The sequence below is a fragment of the Ruicaihuangia caeni genome (assembly GCF_040536845.1).
Taxonomy (GTDB): domain Bacteria; phylum Actinomycetota; class Actinomycetes; order Actinomycetales; family Microbacteriaceae; genus Ruicaihuangia; species Ruicaihuangia caeni.
This window is the reverse complement of the sequence record NZ_CP159582.1, coordinates 2,336,646-2,357,487: the sequence shown is the minus strand read 5'-3', so window position 1 is coordinate 2,357,487 and position 20,842 is coordinate 2,336,646. Positions and strand designations below refer to the sequence as shown.

18 protein-coding genes are annotated in these 20,842 nt (G+C 68.1%); 4 read left to right on the top strand and 14 right to left on the bottom strand.

Translation table 11 applies throughout. The annotated features are described in order from the left end of the window. Positions 1-51: 51 nt before the first annotated feature. Both pknB and ABV606_RS11005 read left to right on the top strand, forming a co-directional pair. Positions 52-1,983 (top strand): Stk1 family PASTA domain-containing Ser/Thr kinase, encoded by a 1,932-nt coding sequence (pknB, locus tag ABV606_RS11010; protein WP_435415567.1) that lies wholly within the window; start codon positions 52-54, stop codon positions 1,981-1,983. Next, on the top strand, positions 1,980-3,512 hold the full coding sequence (locus ABV606_RS11005) for an MFS transporter (protein WP_353987761.1): 1,533 nt from the start codon (positions 1,980-1,982) through the stop codon (positions 3,510-3,512). Before pknB ends, ABV606_RS11005 begins: the two co-directional genes overlap by 4 nt. A 57-nt stretch (positions 3,513-3,569) precedes the next feature. Here the strand turns inward: ABV606_RS11005 and ABV606_RS11000 are convergent, their stop codons facing one another. The 3 genes from ABV606_RS11000 to ABV606_RS10990 all read right to left on the bottom strand — a co-directional run bounded on the left by ABV606_RS11000 (position 3,570) and on the right by ABV606_RS10990 (position 6,831). Further along, on the bottom strand, positions 3,570-4,916 hold the full coding sequence (locus tag ABV606_RS11000; protein WP_281488138.1) for a class II 3-deoxy-7-phosphoheptulonate synthase: 1,347 nt from the start codon (positions 4,914-4,916) through the stop codon (positions 3,570-3,572). A 218-nt stretch (positions 4,917-5,134) separates the two neighbouring features. Continuing rightward, positions 5,135-5,824 (bottom strand): lysophospholipid acyltransferase family protein, encoded by a 690-nt coding sequence (locus tag ABV606_RS10995; RefSeq protein WP_353987760.1) that lies wholly within the window; start codon positions 5,822-5,824, stop codon positions 5,135-5,137. 59 nt (positions 5,825-5,883) lie between these two features. Further along, positions 5,884-6,831, bottom strand: a complete 948-nt coding sequence (locus ABV606_RS10990) for an ROK family protein (protein WP_353987759.1) — start codon at positions 6,829-6,831, stop codon at positions 5,884-5,886. Between the two features lie 118 nt (positions 6,832-6,949). Here ABV606_RS10990 and ABV606_RS10985 point away from each other — a divergent pair, with 118 nt between their 5' ends. After that, entirely contained in the window at positions 6,950-8,776 is a 1,827-nt protein-coding gene (locus ABV606_RS10985) for an AMP-dependent synthetase/ligase (protein ID WP_353987758.1), read from the top strand. A gap of 102 nt (positions 8,777-8,878) precedes the next feature. Here ABV606_RS10985 and ABV606_RS10980 read toward each other — a convergent pair whose 3' ends face one another. After that, the gene (locus ABV606_RS10980) at positions 8,879-9,370 is read right to left on the bottom strand and encodes a peptide deformylase (RefSeq protein ID WP_281488009.1); all 492 of its coding nucleotides are present in this window, start codon (positions 9,368-9,370) and stop codon (positions 8,879-8,881) included. 219 nt (positions 9,371-9,589) lie between these two features. Continuing rightward, positions 9,590-13,057, bottom strand: a complete 3,468-nt coding sequence (locus ABV606_RS10975) for a pyruvate carboxylase (protein ID WP_353987757.1) — start codon at positions 13,055-13,057, stop codon at positions 9,590-9,592. Between the two features lie 111 nt (positions 13,058-13,168). On the opposite strand from ABV606_RS10975, the gene ABV606_RS10970 reads away from it, so the two are divergent. Further along, positions 13,169-13,966, top strand: a complete 798-nt coding sequence (locus ABV606_RS10970) for a ParA family protein (RefSeq protein ID WP_281488011.1) — start codon at positions 13,169-13,171, stop codon at positions 13,964-13,966. Positions 13,967-14,188: 222 nt separating this feature from the next. Here ABV606_RS10970 and ABV606_RS10965 read toward each other — a convergent pair whose 3' ends face one another. The 9 genes from ABV606_RS10965 to ABV606_RS10925 all read right to left on the bottom strand — a co-directional run bounded on the left by ABV606_RS10965 (position 14,189) and on the right by ABV606_RS10925 (position 20,612). Next, a complete protein-coding gene (locus tag ABV606_RS10965) occupies positions 14,189-14,740 on the bottom strand; it encodes a MerR family transcriptional regulator (protein WP_281488012.1) in 552 nt (183 codons plus the stop codon). A 122-nt stretch (positions 14,741-14,862) separates the two neighbouring features. After that, the gene (gene ftsR / locus ABV606_RS10960; protein ID WP_281488013.1) at positions 14,863-15,573 is read right to left on the bottom strand and encodes a transcriptional regulator FtsR; all 711 of its coding nucleotides are present in this window, start codon (positions 15,571-15,573) and stop codon (positions 14,863-14,865) included. Further along, a complete protein-coding gene (locus ABV606_RS10955; RefSeq protein WP_353987756.1) occupies positions 15,573-16,112 on the bottom strand; it encodes an FHA domain-containing protein in 540 nt (179 codons plus the stop codon). The genes ftsR and ABV606_RS10955 overlap by 1 nt, the downstream gene beginning before the upstream one ends. Before the next feature lie 290 nt (positions 16,113-16,402). Continuing rightward, the gene (locus ABV606_RS10950; protein ID WP_353987755.1) at positions 16,403-17,626 is read right to left on the bottom strand and encodes a Dyp-type peroxidase; all 1,224 of its coding nucleotides are present in this window, start codon (positions 17,624-17,626) and stop codon (positions 16,403-16,405) included. Further along, positions 17,626-18,267, bottom strand: coding sequence for a copper chaperone PCu(A)C (locus ABV606_RS10945; protein ID WP_353987754.1), 642 nt, complete (start codon positions 18,265-18,267; stop codon positions 17,626-17,628). Before ABV606_RS10945 ends, ABV606_RS10950 begins: the two co-directional genes overlap by 1 nt. A 115-nt stretch (positions 18,268-18,382) precedes the next feature. After that, the gene (locus ABV606_RS10940; RefSeq protein WP_353987753.1) at positions 18,383-19,024 is read right to left on the bottom strand and encodes a hypothetical protein; all 642 of its coding nucleotides are present in this window, start codon (positions 19,022-19,024) and stop codon (positions 18,383-18,385) included. A 154-nt stretch (positions 19,025-19,178) separates the two neighbouring features. Next, complete coding sequence (locus tag ABV606_RS10935; RefSeq protein WP_353987752.1) at positions 19,179-19,694, bottom strand: VOC family protein; 516 nt, start codon at positions 19,692-19,694, stop codon at positions 19,179-19,181. Between the two features lie 81 nt (positions 19,695-19,775). Further along, the gene (locus tag ABV606_RS10930; protein ID WP_281488140.1) at positions 19,776-20,069 is read right to left on the bottom strand and encodes a DUF503 domain-containing protein; all 294 of its coding nucleotides are present in this window, start codon (positions 20,067-20,069) and stop codon (positions 19,776-19,778) included. 54 nt (positions 20,070-20,123) lie between these two features. Then, a complete protein-coding gene (locus ABV606_RS10925; protein ID WP_281488018.1) occupies positions 20,124-20,612 on the bottom strand; it encodes a VOC family protein in 489 nt (162 codons plus the stop codon). Between the last annotated feature and the right edge of the window lie 230 nt (positions 20,613-20,842).

Sequence of the window (20,842 nt, the reverse complement as noted above, 5' to 3'; positions counted from 1 at the left end):
CCTCGCCCGTAGACTCGACGGGTGACCACGAGCAGCCAGACCACCGATCCGATGATCGGGCGGCTCATCGATGGGCGCTACGAGGTGCGCTCGCGAGTGGCTCGCGGCGGCATGGCGACCGTGTACTTGGCGATCGATCGCCGGCTCGAGCGCCAGGTGGCTCTGAAGATCATGCACCACCACCTCGCCGACGACGAGCAGTTCACGCAGCGCTTCATTCAGGAGGCGCGCTCCGCGGCCCGGCTCTCGCACCCCAACGTCGTGAACGTGTTCGATCAGGGGCAGGATGCCGACTCGGCCTACCTCGTGATGGAGTACCTGCCCGGCATCACGCTGCGCGAACTGCTGCAGGAGTACTCGACGCTCACCGCCGAGCAGACGATGGACATCGCCGAGGCGGTGCTGTCAGGGCTCGCGGCGGCGCACCGGGCCGGCATCGTGCACCGTGACCTGAAGCCCGAGAACGTACTGCTCGCCGACGACGGCCGCATCAAGATCGGCGACTTCGGCCTCGCGCGCGCCGCTTCGGCCAACACCGCCACCGGCGCGGCACTGCTCGGCACGGTCGCGTACCTCTCCCCCGAACTCGTGACGCGTGGCATCGCAGACACCCGCAGCGACATCTACGCGGCGGGAATCATGATGTACGAGATGCTCACCGGCGAACAGCCGTTCAAGGGCGAGCAGCCGATGCAGATCGCGTTCCAGCACGCGAACGACACGGTGCCCGCTCCGAGCAGCGTCAACAACCGGGTGCCGGCCGAGCTCGATGAGCTCGTGCTGTGGGCGACCGCTCGAGACCCTGACGAGCGCCCCGCGGATGCCGGAGAACTGCTGCTGCACCTCACGGAGGTCCAGCAGCTGTTGCAGTCATCGCCGCAGCCCGTGACCGGCGCGCAACCGACCATGGTGCTCCCGGCATCCGCCACGACCGTGCTCGGCGCCACCGGGCCCAGCACAGCAGAGACGCAGGTGCTCGGTCCTCGCCGAACCGCGAGGACGGCCGCGCCGGAGACCCGTGCAGAGGAGCCGGCCGCGCGCCTCGGCACGCGCACGCGCGCTCGGCGCCGGCGCGGGTGGATCGCGCTGCTGCTCGTGCTCCTGCTCGCGGGAGCCGGAGTCGGCGCCGGCTGGTGGTTCGGTGCGGGCCCGGGCTCGCAGGTTGTGGTTCCCGACTCCCTCGCCGGCCTGACGCCGGACGCCGCCCGCGATGCTCTCACCGAACTCGGACTCGAGCCCACCGAGGCGACCGGCGAGATCCACGATCCGCTCATCGAACCCGGTCTTGTGGCAGCGACCGACCCCGCGTTCGGCAGCACCGTGAACCGCGGGACGACTGTGACCCTGCTCCTCTCGATCGGGCCGCAGATGCTGCCGCTGCCGACCGTGATCGGCACGCAGGAGGACGTCGCTCGCCCCGCGCTCGAGGGCGCCGGGTTCACCGTCGCCGAGGAGAGCATCACGTACTTCAATGCCGAGGCGCCCGCCGGGCAGGTCATCGACCTGTTGGATGCCGCGGGCTCGAGCCTCGCCTCAGCCACTGAGTACGGCGAGCTGCAGCAGACGACCCTCGTCGTCTCACTCGGGCCGATCCCGGACGTGGCAGGGTTGTCGCCCGAGGAAGCGCAGCAGGCGCTGGAGGCCGTGGGGCTGCGCAGCGTGCTCGGCGACTCGGAGTACAGCGACACCGTTCCGAAGGGGAACGTCATCCGCGCCATCATCCCCGAGGGACCGATATCCACGGGTGCCGAGCTCACGCTGATCACCTCACGCGGGGTCGAGCAGGTGGCAGTGCCAGACGTGGCCGGAGAGCCGTGGTCGAAGGCACGCAAGGTGCTCGAAGACGCGGGCTTCAAGGTGAAGTACAGCCCGATCGCCGATGTCGCGCCGGGGCAGTTCAGGGTGGAGAGCACTGATCCCGCCGGGGGCACGAGCGTCGACAAGGGCGCCACGGTCACGGTGCAATTGACCTTCCGCGGGTGACGGCCGGCATGGGGGAACGACTTCCGCCGACGGCATCCCTGCCATCCGGCGAGTCGGTCCTGAGCGAGGCGGAACGAAGGCGACTCACCCGCAGGCCGAGCGACCGGGCGATGATCGCGGCGCTGACCGCGACCGGTCTGCTGGCAGCCTTCATGCAGACGATCATCGTGCCGGTGCTCCCCCGCTTGCCCGAGCTGCTCGACACCTCGGTTGCCGATTCTCAGTGGGTGCTCATCTCGACCCTGCTCGCCTCTGCGGTGTCGACCCCGGTGAGCGGGCGCCTGGGCGATATGTACGGCAAGCGCCGTATGGTGCTGGTGCTGCTGGCGATCCTGGTCGCCGGCTCCCTCATCTCGGCACTCTCTTTCACGCTCATCCCGATGCTGGTGGGCCGCGTGCTGCAGGGCATCTCGCTGGGGGTGATCGCTCTTTCGATCAGCGTGCTCCGCGACGTGATCCATCCGAAGAACCTGCCTGGAGCGGTCGCGCTCGTGAGCGCGACGCTGGGTGTCGGCGGTGCGGTCGGCCTGCCGATCGCGGGCATGATCGCTGAGAACTTCGACTGGCATGTGCTCTTCTGGGCCGCAGCCCTCACCGGCGTCGTGCTCTTCGTGGTCGTGCTGTGGATCATTCCGGTGAGCACCTTGCGCACGGCCGGACGCTTCGACTACCTCGGTGCAGTGGGCCTCATGATCGGTCTGACCTGCCTGCTGCTCGCGGTTTCCAAGGGAGCGGACTGGGGCTGGACGAGCGCACCGACGCTCGCGCTCCTCGTGGGTGGGGCGGTCGTGCTGGTGGGCTGGGCCGCATACGAACTGCGCCACCCCTCGCCGCTCGTCGATCTTCGGGTCAACTCTCGGCGCCCGGTGCTCTTCACAAATCTGTCCTCCATCACCGTGGGCTTCGCGTTCTTCGTGACCTCAGCGACGCTGCCGGTGCTGCTGGAGGCGCCGACGGTGAACGGCATCGGTCTCGGCCAGCCTCTGCTCATAACAGCCCTCTGCCTCATGCCGAGCGGCCTCATGATGTTCTTCGTCTCGCCGCTCGCCGCGCGTCTGTCGACCGCTCGCGGCCCCAAGACGAGCCTGGTGCTCGGTTCAACCGTGATCGCGTTCGCGTTCGTGCTCGGCGCGTTGCTCATCACCGAGGTGTGGCATGTGCTGCTGGTCAGCACCGTCATGGGGATCGGCGTGGGCTTCGCCTACGCAGCCCAGCCGACGCTGATCATGAACTCGGTGCCGGCCACTGAGACGGCCGCGGCGAACGGTCTGAATGCCGTGATGCGCACGCTGGGCTCCGCTGTGTCTGCCACCGTCGTGGGGCTCATCCTGGCGGGGTCGCGCATCGATACGCCGCACGGTCCGCTGCCGACCGAGGACGCATACCGCACCGTCTTCGTGATGGGGGCGGCGGTCGTGGTCGTCGGCATCCTGCTCGCGCTGTTCATCCCGAGGCGCACTCAGGCGTACCAGCACACCTCGAGCATTCCGATCATCGAGGCCGGAGGCGAAGCGGACCCGCGAAGCTGACGCGCTGCCGCCGGGCCGGAACGAGGCGTTCCCGCTCGGCCCGGCAGCACGCCTGCATCAGCGCTTCGAGAGCTCCTCCGCCACCAGGAACGCGAGCTCGAGCGACTGCTTGTGGTTGAGCCGCGGGTCGCACAGCGACTCGTAGCGCGTCGCGAGCGTCGCCTCGTCGATGAACTCGGAACCGCCCATGCACTCGGTGACGTCGTCGCCGGTCAGTTCGACGTGGAGCCCGCCGGGATGCGTACCGACCGCGCGATGTGCCTCGAAGAAGCCCTTGACCTCGTCGACGATGTCGTCGAACCGTCGTGTCTTGTAGCCGGTCGGCGTAGTGATGCCGTTCCCGTGCATCGGGTCGGTGATCCAGAGCGGTTGCGCATCGCTGTTCTTGATCGCCTCGAGGAGCGGTGGCAGCGCCTCCCGGATCTTGCCGGCGCCCATGCGCGTGATGAACGTGAGCCGCCCGGGCTCGCGCTGCGGGTCGAGCTTGTCGATGAGCCGCAGCATGGTGTCGGGCGTCGTCGTCGGTCCGAGCTTGACGCCGATAGGGTTCCGCACGCGCGAGAAGAAGTCGACATGCGCGCCGTCGAGATCGCGCGTGCGCTCGCCGATCCAGATGAAGTGCGCGGAGGTGTCGTACGCCGTGCCTGTGCGGGAATCGATGCGGGTCATGGGCCGCTCGTAGTCCATGAGCAGTCCCTCATGACTCGAGTAGAAGTCGACGTGGCGCAGTTCGTCGAAATCGGCCCCGGCGGCCTCCATGAAACGGATGGCGCGATCGATCTCGCGGGCGAGCCCCTCGTAGCGCTGATTCGCCGGGTTCGCCGCGAAGCCCCGGTTCCAGCTGTGCACCTCGCGAAGGTCGGCGAACCCGCCCTGCGTGAATGCGCGGATCAGGTTCAGCGTGGACGCCGAGGTGTGGTAGCCGCGGAGCATTCGCGAGGGGTCGGCCTGGCGCGACTCGGGAGTGAAGTCGTAGCCGTTCACGATGTCGCCGCGGTATGCCGGAAGCGTCACATCGCCGCGCGTCTCGGTGTCGCTCGAGCGGGGCTTGGCGAACTGCCCGGCCATGCGACCGACCTTCACGACGGGCATCGACGCGCCGTACGTCAGCACGACGGCCATCTGCAGCATGGTCTTGACCCGGTCGCGGATCTGATCCGCTGTGGCTCCGGCGAAGGTCTCGGCGCAATCGCCGCCCTGCAGCATGAACGCCTCGCCGCGTGCGGCCTTGGCGATGCGCTCTCGAAGGTTGTCGACCTCGCCGGCGAAGACCAGCGGCGGCATGGTGGCGAGCTCGGCCACAACGGCTCCCACGGCATCCGCATCCGGCCATGCCGGCTGCTGCTTGATGGGAAGCGTGCGCCAATAGTCGAGCCCCGCCAACAGATCCGGATCTGCGAGCATGGCGGGTACGGACTTCGACACGGGTATTCCTTCAGTGAGTGAGTGGTGGGATGCCGACGGCGCCGCGCCCATTGACGCGTGCGCGCACTGGCGACGTTCGAGCAAGCCTATAGGAGCGCGTCCCACTCAGTGGCCCAGCATTCGGGCCGCGGCCGGCTCAAGCGGCCGGCTCGAGCGACCTCCCCGAGCGACCTCCCCGAACTCGCGAGCAGGGAGCGTCACCGTTTCGACGAGGGCGTGCGCTCCTTGACGCTCGACGCATAGACATCGACGTACTCCTGATTGCTCAGCTTGCGCAGCTCGTGCATGATCTCGTCGGTCACCGCGCGCAGGATGAACCGATCGCCCTCCAGCCCGCGGTAACGACTGAAGTCGAGCGGCTCGCCGAACACGACCCCGAGACGGCGGATCTTCGGCCAACGGCTGCCGATCGGCATGACCTCGTCGGTGGCGATCATGGCGACGGGCACCACGGGAACGCGCCCCTCGAGCACCATGCGCGCGATGCCGGTGCGACCGCGGTACAGCCGGCCGTCGGGGCTGCGTGTGCCCTCCGGGTAGATGCCGAGCTGCTCGCCTGCAGCGAGCACCTGGAGCCCCGTGTTGAGCGCCGCTTCAGAGGCTTTGCCGCCGGAGCGGTCGATCGGCAGTTGCCCGGCCGCCAGGAAGAACGAGCGAGTGAGCCACCCCTTCAACCCGCGCCCTGTGAAGTAGTCGCTCTTGGCGAGGAACGAGATTCGCCGGTCGAGCACGATCGGCAGAATGATCGAGTCGATGAACGAGAGATGGTTGCTCGCGATGATCACGGCGCCCTTGGACGGCACATGCTCCCGCCCGACGACCCACGGCCTGAACAGCGTGAGCAGAATCGGTGCGACGATCAGGTTCTTCATGAACCAGTAGAACATCCGGGTTTCCTCGCTGCTCTCGGCGGACGGCTCAACTGTACTGCGGCGCTGACGCCTCGCTATGAGGGCGGTGCTTCTGCCCTGGCGAGCTCAGCCGCTCCGATGACGCCCGCGTCGTTCGCGAATTGCGCGACGCGGAAGTCGGGCCGTGGCCGCCACTCTGCGGCCGGCGCAGCCGCGAAGTAGGCGCGGCGGATCGGTTCGAGCAGCAGCTCGCCCGCGACGGAGACTCCCCCGCCGATCACGAATCGTTCCGGGTCGAGCACTGCCCCGAGCGACGCGCAGCCGCGCCCGATGTTCTCTCCGAGACGCTCGAGCACCGCGAGCGCCGACGGGTCTCGGTCTTCGAGCAGGCGGATGAGAGCGGATGCCGGGAGCACCGGCTCACTTCCGCGCGCGCTCGCGAGGGCCGAACCGGGGCCCGCGGCATCCGCCGCCTCGTCTGCCATTCTCAACAGCGCGCTGCCCGAGCCGTACTGCTCGAAGCACCCGACCGCGCCGCACCCGCACGGAAGTCCGCCGGGCTGGAAGAGAGTGTGCCCGGGCTCCGCCCCTCCCCCGAAACCGCCGCGGAAGAGCTTGCCGTCGATGACGATCGCGCCGCCGATGCCCGTGCCGATCGTGAGCATCGTCATATGCGCGACACCTCGGCCGGCGCCGAAGCGGTACTCGGCCCAGCCCGCCGCATTGGCGTCGTTCTCGAGCACGATCGGCAGGCTCACGCGCTGTTCGAGGCGCTCTCGCAGCGGTTCGTTCCGCCAGGCGAGGTTCGGCGCCTGCACGATACGGGAACGCTGGGCATCGAGGAAGCCGGCGGCGGCCACTCCGACCGCGCGGGCGGGATGCGTGGCGGCCAATTCTTCGATGACGCCGGCGATCGCCTCCAGCACCGCGTCGACGTCGTCGGCCGGGGTGGCTCGTCGGCGTTCCTCCACGATGCGTCCGTCACTCGCGACGACGGCGCCGGCGATCTTGGTCCCGCCGATATCGATCCCGATGGTCAGCACCCGACCGAGTCTATTGACCGCTTCTCCGCGCGCCAGCGCCTCGGGCGCGCGCGAAGAGTGGGACGGTACAGTTGAGAGTACGTACCCCTATCGCCGAAACGGTGCCGAAGGAGTCCCCGTGAAGGAATATTCCGTACCCGCAGTCATCCCCGCGGACCCCGCGGCGAACACCACCGACCTGCTCCTGAAGCGCGTCGAGGAGACCCCGGACGCTCCGCTGTTCGCGCTGCAGCGGGAAGACGGTGAATGGGACGACATCTCGGCGCGCGAGTTCCTCGCACAGGTGCGGTCACTCGCGAAGGGGTTCATCGCTGCCGGCATCCAGCCCGGCGAACGCATCGCGCTCATGTCGAAGACCCGATACGAGTGGACGCTCATCGACTTCGCGGTCTGGTTCGCCGGCGCTGTGCTGGTGCCGGTGTACGAGACCTCGTCACCGAGCCAGATGAAGTTCAGCATCACCGATGCCGGTGCGACCGCGGCGATCCTCGAGACCGCCGACCACTTCGCGCGTTTCGACGAGATCGCCGGCGATGTGCCGCAGGTCAGCAAGGTCTGGCAGATCGACCTCGGGGATCTCGACAAGCTCATCGCCAGCGGCAGCGAGGTCGACGACGCCGAGGTCGAGCGCCGTCGCTCGCTCGCAAAGGGTTCCGACATGGCCACCCTGATCTACACCTCGGGCTCTACCGGCAAGCCCAAGGGCTGCGTGCTGACTCACTCGAACTTCGTCGAGCTCTCGCGGAACGCCGCGGAGGCGATGAAGGAGGTCGTGGCCCCGGGCGCATCGACGCTGCTGTTCATCACGACCGCGCACGTCTTCGCCCGCTTCATCTCGATCCTCGCGGTGCACGCCGGCGTCCGAGTCGGGCACCAGCCCGACACCAAGCAGCTGCTCCCGGCGCTCGCGACCTTCAAGCCGACCTTCCTGCTCGCCGTGCCGCGCGTGTTCGAGAAGGTGTACAACTCGTCGGAGCAGAAGGCGGAGGCCGGCGGCAAGGGCCGCATCTTCCGCAAGGCGGCCCACGTCGCGGTCGAGCACTCGAAGGCGCTCGACGCCGGCAAGGTGCCACTGGGCCTCAAGCTGCAGTTCGCGCTCTTCGACAAGCTCGTGTACAGCAAGCTGCGCGCAGCGCTCGGCGGGCGCGTGAAATATGCCGTCTCGGGCTCGGCGCCGCTCGGCCTGTACCTCGGCCACTTCTACCGGAGCCTCGGCATCAAGATCCTCGAGGGCTACGGGCTGACTGAGACGACCGCACCGGCGACGGTGAATCTGGTGACGAAGTTCAAGATCGGCACGACAGGCCCGGCGCTGCCGGGCACCGGCATCCGTGTCGACGACGACGGTGTCATCTGGGTGAAGGGCGTCAATGTCTTCGCCGGGTATTGGAACAACCCCGAGGCGACTGCAGCGTCGTTCGACGGCGAGTGGTACAACACCGGCGATATCGGTGAGCTCGACGACGACGGCTACCTGGTCATCACGGGCCGGAAGAAGGAGCTCATCGTGACCGCCGGCGGCAAGAACGTCGCCCCGGCCGCGCTCGAGGATCCGATCCGTCAGAACCTGCTGGTCGGGCAGGTCATCGTCGTGGGCGATCGCAAGCCGTTCGTGTCTGCGCTCATCACGCTCGACACCGAGATGCTCCCGGTGTGGCTGCACAACAATGGTGAGGATGCCGGAATGAGCGTCGAGACCGCGGCGAAGCACCCGAAGGTGCTCGCCGAGTTGCAGCGCGCGATCGACGACGCGAATCAGCGCGTCTCGCGGGCGGAATCGGTGCGGAAGTTCACGGTGCTCACCGATGAGCTCAGCGAAGCGACCGGACACCTCACGCCGAAGCTGAGCATCAAGCGCGACCGCATCCTCGCCGACTACGCCGACGTCATCGAGCAGATGTACTCGGCGCAGCCCGAGACGCAGGGGCACTCCCTGGCGCACTGAGCTCCGGCTCAACCGACGAACGGGCCCGGGCACGAGGTTTCTTGTGCCCGGGCCCGTTCGTCTCCCTGTGAAGGCGCCAGCCGCGGCGCGCCGGTACCCGCGTCAGTACCAGGGCGCGTTGCGGATCTGCCGCATCGCTTCGCGCTTCGTCTCGCCCTCGAGTCCCTCGATGAAGAGGTGACCATCGAGGTGATCGCACTCGTGCTGCAGTGCCTGTGCCATGAGGCCCTCGCCCTGCAGCTCCACCGGATTGCCGTCGAGATCGATGCCGGTGACGCGCGCGAAGGGATAGCGACGGCGCGGGAACGACAGGTTCGGCACTGAGAGGCAGCCCTCGCCGACCAGCTCGGGCTCACCAGCGAGTTCCGCGATGACGGGGTTGAGGATGTAGCCGATCTCACCGTCGACGTTGTAGCTGAATGCCCGCAGATTGACGCCGATCTGGCAGGCGGCGACGCCCGCCCGGCCAGGCACTTTCACCGTGTCGACGAGGTCGTCGACGAGGGCGCGCACCCGGGGGTCGGCAGGGTCGACCGGATCGGATGGTGATCGGAGTACCGGGTCTCCGAATACACGGATGTCGCGCACAGCCATGGGTGTCTGGTCCTCCGAACGAGCGAACGCGCTGGGCATCGGGCGAGGGCGTGTGGAGCCTTCGCCGCCGTGCAGCAGCGCGATGGAACTGAGAGCGCAAGCCGATCCCGGCCGGCGCGGCGATGCGAGCAACGTTCGCCGACTCGGCGAGCGATCCACGCGGGTCGCGGTGGACGCCGCTCACCGAAGCGAACGGCATCCACCGCTATCCAATCGTAGTTACGATGCCCGCTGCGACGGGGTCTCCTGCCCGTCAGCGCGCTCCGGGGACTGCGCATCGGTCCGCGCCGGCTCGATCTCGACGAGCAGGTCACCCGCCTCGACCTGCTGTGTTCCGGCGATCGGGATGCGGACGATGGTGCCGGCCACGGGGGCGGTGATCGACGCCTCCATCTTCATCGCCTCGATCGTCGCGACCGCCTGCCCCGCACTGACCAGTGCGCCGGGCGTGGCCTGGATCGTGACCACACCCGCGAAGGGTGCGGCCACGTGGCCGGGCTTCGACGCATCCGCGCGTTCTGCGGCTCGCTCCTCGACCTTCACCGAGCGGTCGCGCACCGGAACCGGACGCAGCTGACCGTTGAGCGAGGCCATGACGCTGCGCTGGCCCTTGTCGTCGACCTCGCCGATCGCCGTGAGGCTCACGAAGAGGTTCACGCCCGGCTCGATCTGCACGACGTGCTCGGCCTCCGGCTTGAGCCCGTACAGATAGTCGACCGTACTCACGACCGAGAGGTCGCCGTACTCCTCGCGGAGCTGCTCGAACTGCTTGGTGGGCTGCGGGAATAGGAGACGGTTGAGGGTGCTGCGACGCTGAGCGGCTTCGCCGCCGAGCGCCGCGCGGTCGTCGTCGGTGAGATCGGTGACGCCCAGCTTCACGGTGCGCCCTTCGAGCACCTTCGAGCGGAAGGGCTCCGGCCAACCTCCCGGGAGATCGCCCAGCTCGCCGGCCATGAATCCGATCACCGAGTCGGGGATGTCGTACTTCTGCGGGTTCTGCTCGAAGTCGGCCGGGTCGGCGTCGATGGCGGCCAGGTGCAGGGCGAGATCGCCGACCACCTTGCTCGACGGGGTGACCTTCGTCGGCCGGCCGAGCATCCGATTCGCTGCGGCGTACCAGTCCTCGATCTTCTCGAAGTGGTCGGCGAGCCCGAGCGCGATCGCCTGCTGGCGCAGATTCGACAACTGCCCGCCGGGGATCTCGTGGCGGTACACCCGGCCGGTGGGGCCGGGCAGACCGGATTCGAACGGACGGTACACGCGGCGCACCGCTTCCCAATACGGCTCCAGGTCGGAGACCGCGTCGAGCGAGAGGCCGGTGTCGCGATCCGTGTGCGCGACCGCCGCGACCAGCGCCGACATCGACGGCTGGCTCGTGGTGCCCGACATGGGAGCACTCGCTGCGTCGACGGCATCCGCGCCGGCCTGTGCCGCTGCGAGCAGCGTCGCCAACTGCCCGCCCGCAGTGTCGTGCGTGTGCACATGCACTGGCAGGTCGAAGCGGGCTCGCAGCTCCCTGACGAGCACCGACGCTGCGCCCGCGCGCAGCAGCCCGGCCATGTCCTTGATGGCGATGATGTGCGCGCCGGCCTCCACGATCCGCTCGGCGAGCCGGAGGTAGTAGTCGAGCGTGTACAGATCTTCGTCAGGGCTCAGCATGTCGCCCGAGTAGCACAGGGCCACCTCGGCGACCGTGGAGCCCGTGGCGAGCACGGCATCGATCGCGGGGCGCATCTGGTCGACGTCGTTGAGCGCGTCGAAGATGCGGAAGATGTCGACGCCGGTGGCCGCCGCTTCTCGCACGAACGCGTCGGTGACCTCGGTCGGGTACGGCGTGTAGCCGACGGTGTTGCGTCCGCGCAGGAGCATCTGCAGGTTGATGTTCGGGAGCTGCTCCCGGAAGAGCGCGAGTCGCTCCCACGGGTCCTCGCCGAGGAAGCGCAGCGCGACGTCGTAGGTCGCACCGCCCCAGGCTTCGACCGACAGCAGTTGCGGAGTCAGGCGAGCGACATGAGGCATCACCGCCGCGAGGTCCTTGGTGCGCACGCGCGTCGCCAGCAGCGATTGGTGGGCGTCACGGAACGTCGTGTCAGTGACGGCCAGCGCTCGTTGCGCTCGAAGGTCTGCCGCGAACCGCACCGGGCCGAGCTCGAGCAGCCGCTGACGCGAACCGGCGGGCGCGGGTGCCTCCAAGTCGACGGCGGGCAGCTTCTCGGCGGGATCGATGAGGCCCTCGCCAGAGCCGTACGGCTGGTTGACGGTGACATCGGCGAGCCAGTTCAAGATCTTGGTGCCGCGGTCTCGCGAGCGATTGCCGCTCAGCAGCTGCGGACGTTCATCGATGAACGCGGTGGAGAGGTCACCCTCGATGAAGGCCGGGTCGTCGAGCACGGCCTGCAGGAACGGGATGTTCGTCGACACGCCGCGGATGCGGAACTCGGCGAGGCCGCGGCGGGCCCGGCGCACCGCCGACGCGAAGTCGCGGCCGCGGGTCGTCATCTTCGCGAGCATCGAGTCGAAGTGCGGGCTCACTTGGGCGCCCGAGGCGATCGTGCCGCCATCGAGACGGATGCCGGCGCCACCGGGCGACCGGTACGTGGTGATCTTGCCGGTGTCGGGCCGGAAGCCCTGCGCCGGGTCTTCAGTGGTGATACGGCACTGCAGCGCTGCCCCGTGCATGGAGATCGCCGACTGATGCAGGCCGAGATCGTCGAGGGTCTCCCCTGCCGCGATCCGCATCTGCGACTGCACGAGATCGACGTCGGTGATCTCTTCGGTCACGGTGTGCTCGACCTGGATGCGCGGGTTCATCTCGATGAAGACGTGCTGGCCGGCGCGGTCGCCGATCGTGTCGACGAGGAACTCGACGGTTCCGGCGTTCACGTAGCCGATCGACTTCGCAAACGCCACAGCGTCTCGGTAGAGCGCCTGCCGCAGTTCATCGCTGAGGTTCGGCGCGGGAGCGATCTCGACGACCTTCTGGTTGCGACGCTGCACGGAGCAGTCGCGTTCGAAGAGGTGCACGGTCTCGCCGGTCTGGTCGGCCAGCACCTGCACCTCGATGTGCCGAGGGCGAAGCACTGCCTGCTCCAGGAACATGGTGGAGTCGCCGAACGCGCTCCCGGCTTCGCGCATCGCGGCTTCGAGTGCGGGACGCAACTCCTCACGCGTGTCGACCCGGCGCATGCCGCGGCCTCCGCCACCGGCCACGGCCTTCGCGAAGACGGGGAAGCCGATCTCGTCGGCCGCAGCGAGCAGCACGCCGACGTCGGTCGTCGCGGGAGACGACTTGAGCACCGGCACGCCCGCAGCGACGGCGTGCTCTTTGGCGGTCACCTTGTTGCCGGCCATGTCGAGCACGCTCTTCGGTGGACCGATGAACGCGATGCCGTGCTCGGCGGCCGCCTGCGCGAGGTCGGGGTTCTCTGACAAGAATCCATAGCCCGGGTAGATGGCGTCTGCGCCACTGAGCTTCGCCACGCGGATGATCTCGTTCACGTCGAGGTATGCACGCACAGGGTGCCCCACCTCGCCGATCTGATACGCCTCGTCCGCCTTCAACCGGTGCATCGAGTTGCGGTCCTCATATGGGAACACCGCGACAGTGCGCGCACCGAGTTCATAGGCGGCGCGGAATGCACGAATAGCGATTTCGCCGCGGTTCGCGACAAGAATCTTCTTGAACATTGAGCCCCTTCCAGTCGGGTTGAGCATACTGATCGGGCGAACCCCGCGTTTCGCACGCGCTCCCAGCAAGATTTAGGGCTTTTAAGTCTCGGGAAGGTATCGTCTCTTCTCGTGCATGTACTGAGCGTGAGCTCCCTCAAGGGGGGCGTCGGGAAGACCACCGTCACGCTGGGCCTTGCGTCGGCGGCGTTCGCCAAGGGTCTTCGCACGCTCGTGGTCGACCTCGACCCGCAGTCGGATGTCTCGACCGGCATGGACGTGCAGGCTGCGGGCCACCTCAACATCGCCGATGTGCTGACCTCTCCCAAGGAGAAGACGGTGCGACAGGCCATCGCGCCGAGCGGCTGGACTCGTGGCCGCCCGGGCAAGGTCGACGTGCTGATCGGCAGTCCCTCCGCGATCAACTTCGACGGACCCCACCCGAGCATCCGCGACATCTGGAAGCTCGAGGAGGCGCTCGCGCACGTCGAGTCGGAGTACGACCTGGTTCTCATCGACTGCGCGCCTTCCCTCAACGCTCTGACACGCACCGCGTGGGCTGCGAGCGACCGAGTCGCGGTCGTGACCGAGCCCGGCCTGTTCTCGGTCGCAGCAGCAGACCGCGCCCTCCGCGCGATCGAGGAGATCCGCCGGGGCCTCTCCCCTCGGCTGCAGCCGCTCGGCATCATCGTGAACCGCGCCCGCGTGCAGTCGCTCGAGCACCAGTTCCGCATCAAGGAGCTGCGCGATATGTTCGGCCCGCTCGTGCTGAGCCCGCAGCTGCCTGAGCGCACCTCGCTGCAGCAGGCGCAGGGCGCGGCGAAGCCGCTCCACGTGTGGCCGGGCGAGAGCGCGCAGGAGATGGCGCATAACTTCGACCAGCTGCTCGAGCGAATCGTGCGGACGGGGCGCATCGAGCTTTCCGCGTAGCGCGCTGGAGCTTGGAGCGAAGGCCATTTCTGGCCTTCGCCGCGACGACAGCGCCGGATGCCGTCTCGGCATCCGGTTTCTGCGCGGGGGTTTCACTCGTCTGATCGCCGCGACGGCGATCAGCGCTGGCGAGCTTTCGGCCTGAGGGCCTTACAGACCCAGTCTGCATCGCCGCAACGAAAGAGACGGATGCCGAAGCATCCGTCTCGTGGGTGGCGTGTGTCAGGCGGTCTTCGAGCGTGACGCGCGGCGTGCGGCCAGTTCGTCCATCGGGTCTTCGCGCGCCGTGTCGAACTCCACGAGGCTCGTCTCGACCTCTCGCAGCACCTTGCCGACGGCGATGCCGAACACTCCCTGACCGCGGCTGACGAGGTCGATCACCTCGTCGTTGGACGTGCAGAGGTACACGCTCGCACCGTCGCTCATGAGCGTCGTCTGTGCGAGATCATGGATGCCGGCTTCGCGCAGCTGGTTGACCGCCACGCGGATCTGCTGCAGCGAGATGCCGGTGTCGAGAAGTCGCTTCACGAGCTTCAGGACGAGGATGTCGCGGAACCCGTAGAGCCGCTGCGAACCCGAGCCGGCTGCTCCCCTGACTGTCGGCTGCACCAGGTCGGTGCGTGCCCAGTAGTCGAGCTGCCGGTAGCTGATGCCCGCCGCGCGCGCAGCCACGGCCCCGCGATAGCCGGCTGCGTCGTCGAGCTCAGGAAGACCGTCGGTGAAGAGCAGTCCGAGGTCGTAGCGCTGTTCCTCGCTACGGCTGAGTTCGCTCATGGCACTTCCTAACCTTCATGTTGAAGTTGATACTTCGCGGGAGTGATCCCACCGTATCGAACCCCTCGCCCATCTCGGCCTCGGTCGTGAAAAACGATGCGGCGTGTCGAACGCCCGGTCGCTTATCCGTCCATCCGGGTGAGCGCCGTCCTGATCAGGCTACCCCTGACCACCTCCAATTGAGCCGCGATCTCTCGCGCGAGCTCGGCCGCCTTGGCGCGGCTGGAGGCATCGTTCCGCTTGGCGATCGGAACGAGGGCGCTCTCGATGAGACCGAGCTCTCGCTCGGCCGCCGCCCGGAACGTACGGAGATGCCGCGGCTCGATGCCGCTCCGCTGCAGCTCGACCAGTGCGCGCAGCACGCTCAGCGCCTCTTCGTTGAAGAGGTCGCTCGGGGCGATGAGCGAGGCTGAGATCGCGTCGCCGAGCAGCATGGGCGTCGCACCCGCTTCTCGCACGAGCTCCTCGCGGGTGAACCTGCGCTCGGCGATGAGCATGGAGGGCAGCGCCACATCGGGGCGCCCGGGGAACTCGGGCTGGCGGCCGGCATCCAGTTCGTCGAGGTAGCTGCGGATCACCTTCAACGGCAGGTAGTGGTCGCGCTGCATCGAGAGAATCAGCCGCAGCCGCTCGAGATCGGCCTGCGAGAACTTGCGGTACCCCGATTCGGTGCGTGCGGGCGACACGAGCCCCCGCTCCTCGAGGAAGCGCAGCTTCGACGGCGTGAGTTCGGGGAAGTCGGGGTTCAGTCGTGCGAGGACTTGGCCGATGCTGAACTGCGCGCGGGTAGGGGCCGGTGCTGCCGCGACTCGCGCGGCCGCAGAGCGCGCCACTAGCGGGCCGCCGGGCTGGTCAGGTCGAGGCGCGACGCATAGAACGTCAGCCGGTACTTGCCGACCTGCACCTCGCCGCCATCGACGAGCGTCGCCGAGTCGACACGCTGGCCGTTGTAGTACGTGCCGTTGAGGGAGCCGAGATCGCGCACCTCGAACTTGGTTCCGACGCGCACGAAATCCGCGTGCTTGCGCGACACCGTGACGTCGTCGAGGAAGATGTCGGCGTCGGGGTGACGACCGGCGGTGGTCACATCGGCATCGAGCAGGAACCGAGCACCGACATTCGGTCCGCGGCGAACGATGAGCAGAGCAGAGCCTGAGGGAAGCGCCCGGAGCGCCTCCTGCTCCTCGGTGGAGACCCCCGCCTCCATCGCAGAGAGCAGTGCACCGAAGTCGTGGTTGAACGTCGCGGTCGTCTCGTTGTCACGCGCGACCGTATCGGCGGGCGGCTCAGACTTCTGCGGCGCGGCGTCGGGTTCCTTGGACGCGCGCTCACGACCATCGTCAGTGCGATCGTCGAATCCGGCGTCAGCCATCGTGAACCCCTCCTGTAACCAGCGTATCGAAGCATTGTCGCGCTCGAAGCCGAGCGCAGGAACCAAGCGCGACGGTCGTTTCCTGAACGTCACGGCAGCGCCAGCTCCAAGCGTCGCTGCGTCGTCCGGGTCACGGATGCCGCAGCGCACGTTCGCACTACGGGCTTCCCTGCGAAGCACGCAGCAGCGATCGTGAACGACCAGCCTAGGGGAACGGCCGGGGCGAATGGAAGGCGTCGCTCTGGGGCGGTGGCAGGGCCGCCCCAGAGCTGTCGCAGCATCCGTCGAGCTCAGAACATCGACTCGCCGATGAACCCGCCTTCAGCGCAGCCAGGAGGCACGGCGAAGACCGCCGATCCGATCGGCGTGGTCCACACATTGAGCAGGTCGAGTTCGTCGAGCCGCCGCTGGATGGGCACGAACTGCCGCTCGGGATCGGCTTGGAATGAGCCGAAGAGCAGCCCTGCCGAACCCTCCGGAGTCTCGTAGTTGTAGGCCCGGCGGAAGATCCTCTCTCGAACGTCGCCGGTGCGAGCCCGACGAATGTGAGCGAACGCGGGAATGGCCGGCAGCCCGATCGCATTCGTCGCCGTGAGATCTGGCTCGTCGTGCTCGTCGGCTCCGGTCAGCGGCGCCCCTGTGGCGAGCGTGCGCCCCACTGATTGCTCTCGCGCCGGCCGGTCGAGTTCGTCCCAGGCATCCAGATCCATGGCAATGCGCCTCAGCACGAGACTCGTTCCTGCGCTGAGCCAGCCGGCATCGTCGACCCACACCAGACGGTCGAAGTCGTCTGAGCCCGGCTGAGGGTTCACGGTGCCATCGAGCTGCCCGAAGAGGTTGCGCATGGTCGCACCCGGTCGTTCGGTTCCGTGTGCGCGCCGGAAGCCCGGTTGCACCCATCGCACCGTGGTGAACGCGCGCGCGTCTTTTCGCAGCATCCGCAGTGCGTGCGCTAGCGTGACCGGGTCGTCGCTCGCGAGCTGCAGCATGAGATCGCCATCGCTCCACCGCGCTTCGAGCCGGTCGATCCCGAACGATGGCAGCGGCCCCAGCCAGGAAGGAACCTTGCCGGGGTCGACACGCTCGACGAGTCGCGGTCCGAACCCGAAGGTGACGGTGAGATTCGCCGGGTGCTCGGCCAACTCGGGCTCCTGGTCGCCGAGCGGCGGCCGCCCGGCGGTCAACCTGGCCGCATCGTCGGTGAGCAGCACGAGCAGGCGGCGGATGCCGTCACGATCGACGTCATCGCGCAAATCGAACGCGATGAACACCGCGTGCGCCTGCGGCGGCGTCGCGATTCCGGCTTGGTGCGCCCCGAAGAACGGAGCGATGGAAGAACCAGCGACATCCGCTCTGCCCGACTCGGACGCGGCGACCATGGCCCGAGCGGCACGATCGCCGCCGAGCGCCACTGCGGCACCGGCAGCCGCGGCGACGCCTCCCGCGAGAAGGTGCCGCCGCGAGACGCCCCGCTCGCTCCGCGTCCGGGAGTCGGTGATGCGCTCGGCGGGCATCAGTGGTCCTCGCCGCCGTGATCGTGATCGCCGTCGTGGCCGTGATCGTGATCGCCGTCGTGGTCGTGGTCGCCGTAGTTCTCGTTCGCGCCCGCGTACTCCTTCACGATCGCCACGTGATCGCTGCTCGACCCGTCGGCGAAACGCAACGTGAACGCCACGCTCTCCCCCGGCTTCAGGTCTCGCTCGAGTTGCATGAGCATGAGATGGTCACCTCCCGGCGCAAAGGTGCGCGTGCCGTTCGCCGGGATCTCGAAGCCGTCCTGCTTCTCGCGCATGACGCTCGCCCCGCGATCGTCGATGACGATCTCGTGCAGTTCGGCGACACCGGCAACCGTGCTCTCGACACCGGTGACCGTGACGAGCGAGTCGGAGGCATTGACCGCCTCGGCGAAGATGCCGGTCATGCCGTCGGCCTGCAGGGCAGCCTTGGCCCAGACGTCATGGAGTTCGATCTTCTCCGCTTCCGTGCCTCGTGCGCCGGCCTGAGGGGCGCACGATGCGAGCGAGAGGCCGGCGGCGATCGCCAGAGCCGCCGCGGCGAGTACCGAGCGGCTCCGACGGGCGCGAGCGATGCTCGGCTTCTCGTGCGTATCGAGGATGCCATGGGCGAGGGTGTTCGTGTTCGTGTTCGTGTTCAAGGGTTGCTCCTTCGGCCGCCCGACGGGCGGCATCGCGCTGCCGCAGGCGGCGTCGCGCCGGCTCAGGCGGCGTCGAACGCGTCAGCGGCGCGCGAAATCGTGATGGTCGGTCTGATCAGACAGACATCACGGGAGGCCCGCGATAGCGAGCGGCGCCACCGATCGTGACGGAGACGGGGCGGAGCGGAGCGGTGAACGATGTGAGCAGGCGCGCCGGCGAGAGGCGGATCGGTCGCAGCGGCTGCGACATCCGCTCGACCCGCCAGCCGAGTGCGAGTTCGAACAGGCGCCACAGAGTCGACTCGCCATGCCGCAGCGCGAGCACCGTGACCACGGCGGCAGCGAGGTGCGCGACCCACATGACGGCGTCGTCATGCCCCGCGTGGGCGTCGACGGCGCTGACAGCCGCTCCCTGCGTTGCGCCGAGATCAGCGAGCGTCACCAGGTGATGAGCGTGGTTCTGAGTGGACGCCCGCGCTGCCGAACCGGCGACGTAGCTGTGCTGCGGCCCGAACAGCGTGAAGAGGCCGTGGAAGATCGCCTGGCTCAGCACCACCGCGGCGACGAGCGCGGCCCAGCTGAGCTTGCGACCGGCCAGGGGAACGGAGACGAGCGCCGCTCCCGCGAGACCGAGCACGAGCGCGAGAACACTGGGAGCCGCACCATCGGCGATGCCGTGTGAGAGCGCGGCGGTGAGCACGGCGAGCGTGGCGGCAAGCAGCCCGCGACCCAGTCGCGCGTGTCGGCTGATGTTCACCGGCCCTGCCTTTGTCGTCGCCCGATGTCGCAGAGCTCCGGAGCGCTGCAGTCGTGCGCCCCCGCAGCACTGCAGTTGCGGCTCAGTCTAGCGTCGGCGCACCCGAGAGCGAGCGAGCACGGCATGCGCTCACGGGCCGAACGACCAGGTCACTTCAGCGAGGGTCGCCGACCGCGTCGCCGGCTGCTTCGCCGTCGCGAGCCGCGACGAGGTCGGCGATGACGATCTTCTGCATCGTGTACAGGGCCGCGTTGATACGAGCGACGGCCGCGGAGTCGCTCGTCGAGATCAAGTCGACATATGCCTTCGGCACGACCTGCCATGAGAGCCCGAACCGGTCCTTCAACCAGCCGCACGGGCCGGGAGCTCCTCCGCCGGCGGTGAGCGCTTCCCAGTAGTAGTCGGTCTCAGCCTGGTCGGCTGTTTCGATCGAGAGAGAGATCGCCTCGGTGAATGGGAAGTCGGTACCACCGTTGAGCGCCTGGAACCGCTGCCCCGCGAGCTCGAACTCGACCACGAGAGCGGTGCCCTCCGGCATCCGGTCGTCCGGTCCGTAGCGCGACACCGAGAGCACGCGCCCCTCCCTGAATACCGAGCAATAGAACATCGCTGCTTGCTCGGCTTCTTCGTTGAACCACAGGCACGGCGTGATCTTCTGCATGGCGTTCATCGTGCTCTCCGGCCGTCCGCGGCACCAGAGCCGAACGGCCTTGCGCCTCTTCCTCTCCCAGCGCTCGGTCTTCGAGGCAGCTCAGTCCTCGGAGTGGTGATAGCCGCGGCGGCTCGCCAACAGGTCGATCTCTGGACGGTTGGCGACGTACCGCTCGACGTCATCGATCAACTCGACCAGGTGCTGCCTCGCCGATGAGGCGGCGCAGACTCCGACCGCCACACGGCGGTGCAGATCGAGATGGTCGACTTCGGATGCCGAGAGCTGGAACTTGCGGCGGAGATCGGCGATCAGGGGCCGCACGTAGGAGCGCTTCTCCTTCAGCGAATGCACATCGCCGAGCAGGATGTCGAACTCGATCCACCCGACCCACATGCCCATGGCCTCAGGATGGCATTGCGCACCAGCATCGGGCGAGAGGCGCACACCTCAGTCGGCCGCGCCGGACGCCTCGCCGCCGGGTTCGGCGACGCTCTCGCCCATGCCGGAACCCGCGGCGCCCTCCCCCGCCCCGGCGATATTGACCATCCAGTTGATGCCGAAACGGTCGCGCAGCATGCCGAAGCTGTCGCCCCACGGCGCCTGGGCAAGCGGTTCTCGGACTTCTCCGCCCTCGAGCAGCTTCTCCCAGTAGCCCCTGAGCAGTGCATCGTCGCCGGCCGGGCCGCTGAGAGAGAGCGAGATGCTCGAACCGCCGTTGTAGTCCATGCCCGGGGGCGTATCGGCAGCCATGAGGGCGAGCCCTCCCGGGGCCATCAACTGCGCGTGCATGACCATGTTCGAGTGCGCAGGGTCGTCAGTGATACCGAACTCGCCGAAGGTGCTGAGCGTCAGATCGCCGCCGAAGACCGACTGGTAGAACGTGATCGCCTCACGCGCATTGTCGCGAAACTGCAGATAAGCGTTGAGCTGCGCCATGGCGTCCTCCAAGACTCCTTGGGAAATAGTGTTCGCGCCGACAGCCCTCGCCAAGGCACCGCAGGGCACGGCCGGCGCCGCCATTCTGTGCGCTCCGCGAGGCTCGCGCCAGACTTCCGCGTACGTCGGAGACCGCACCCCCCAAAACGCGGGAAGTTCCGCGCCGACGACACCGCTGACGGCATCCGGCGCAGTACCGTACTCTCGCCGCACCCGCGGCGCCCCGATCA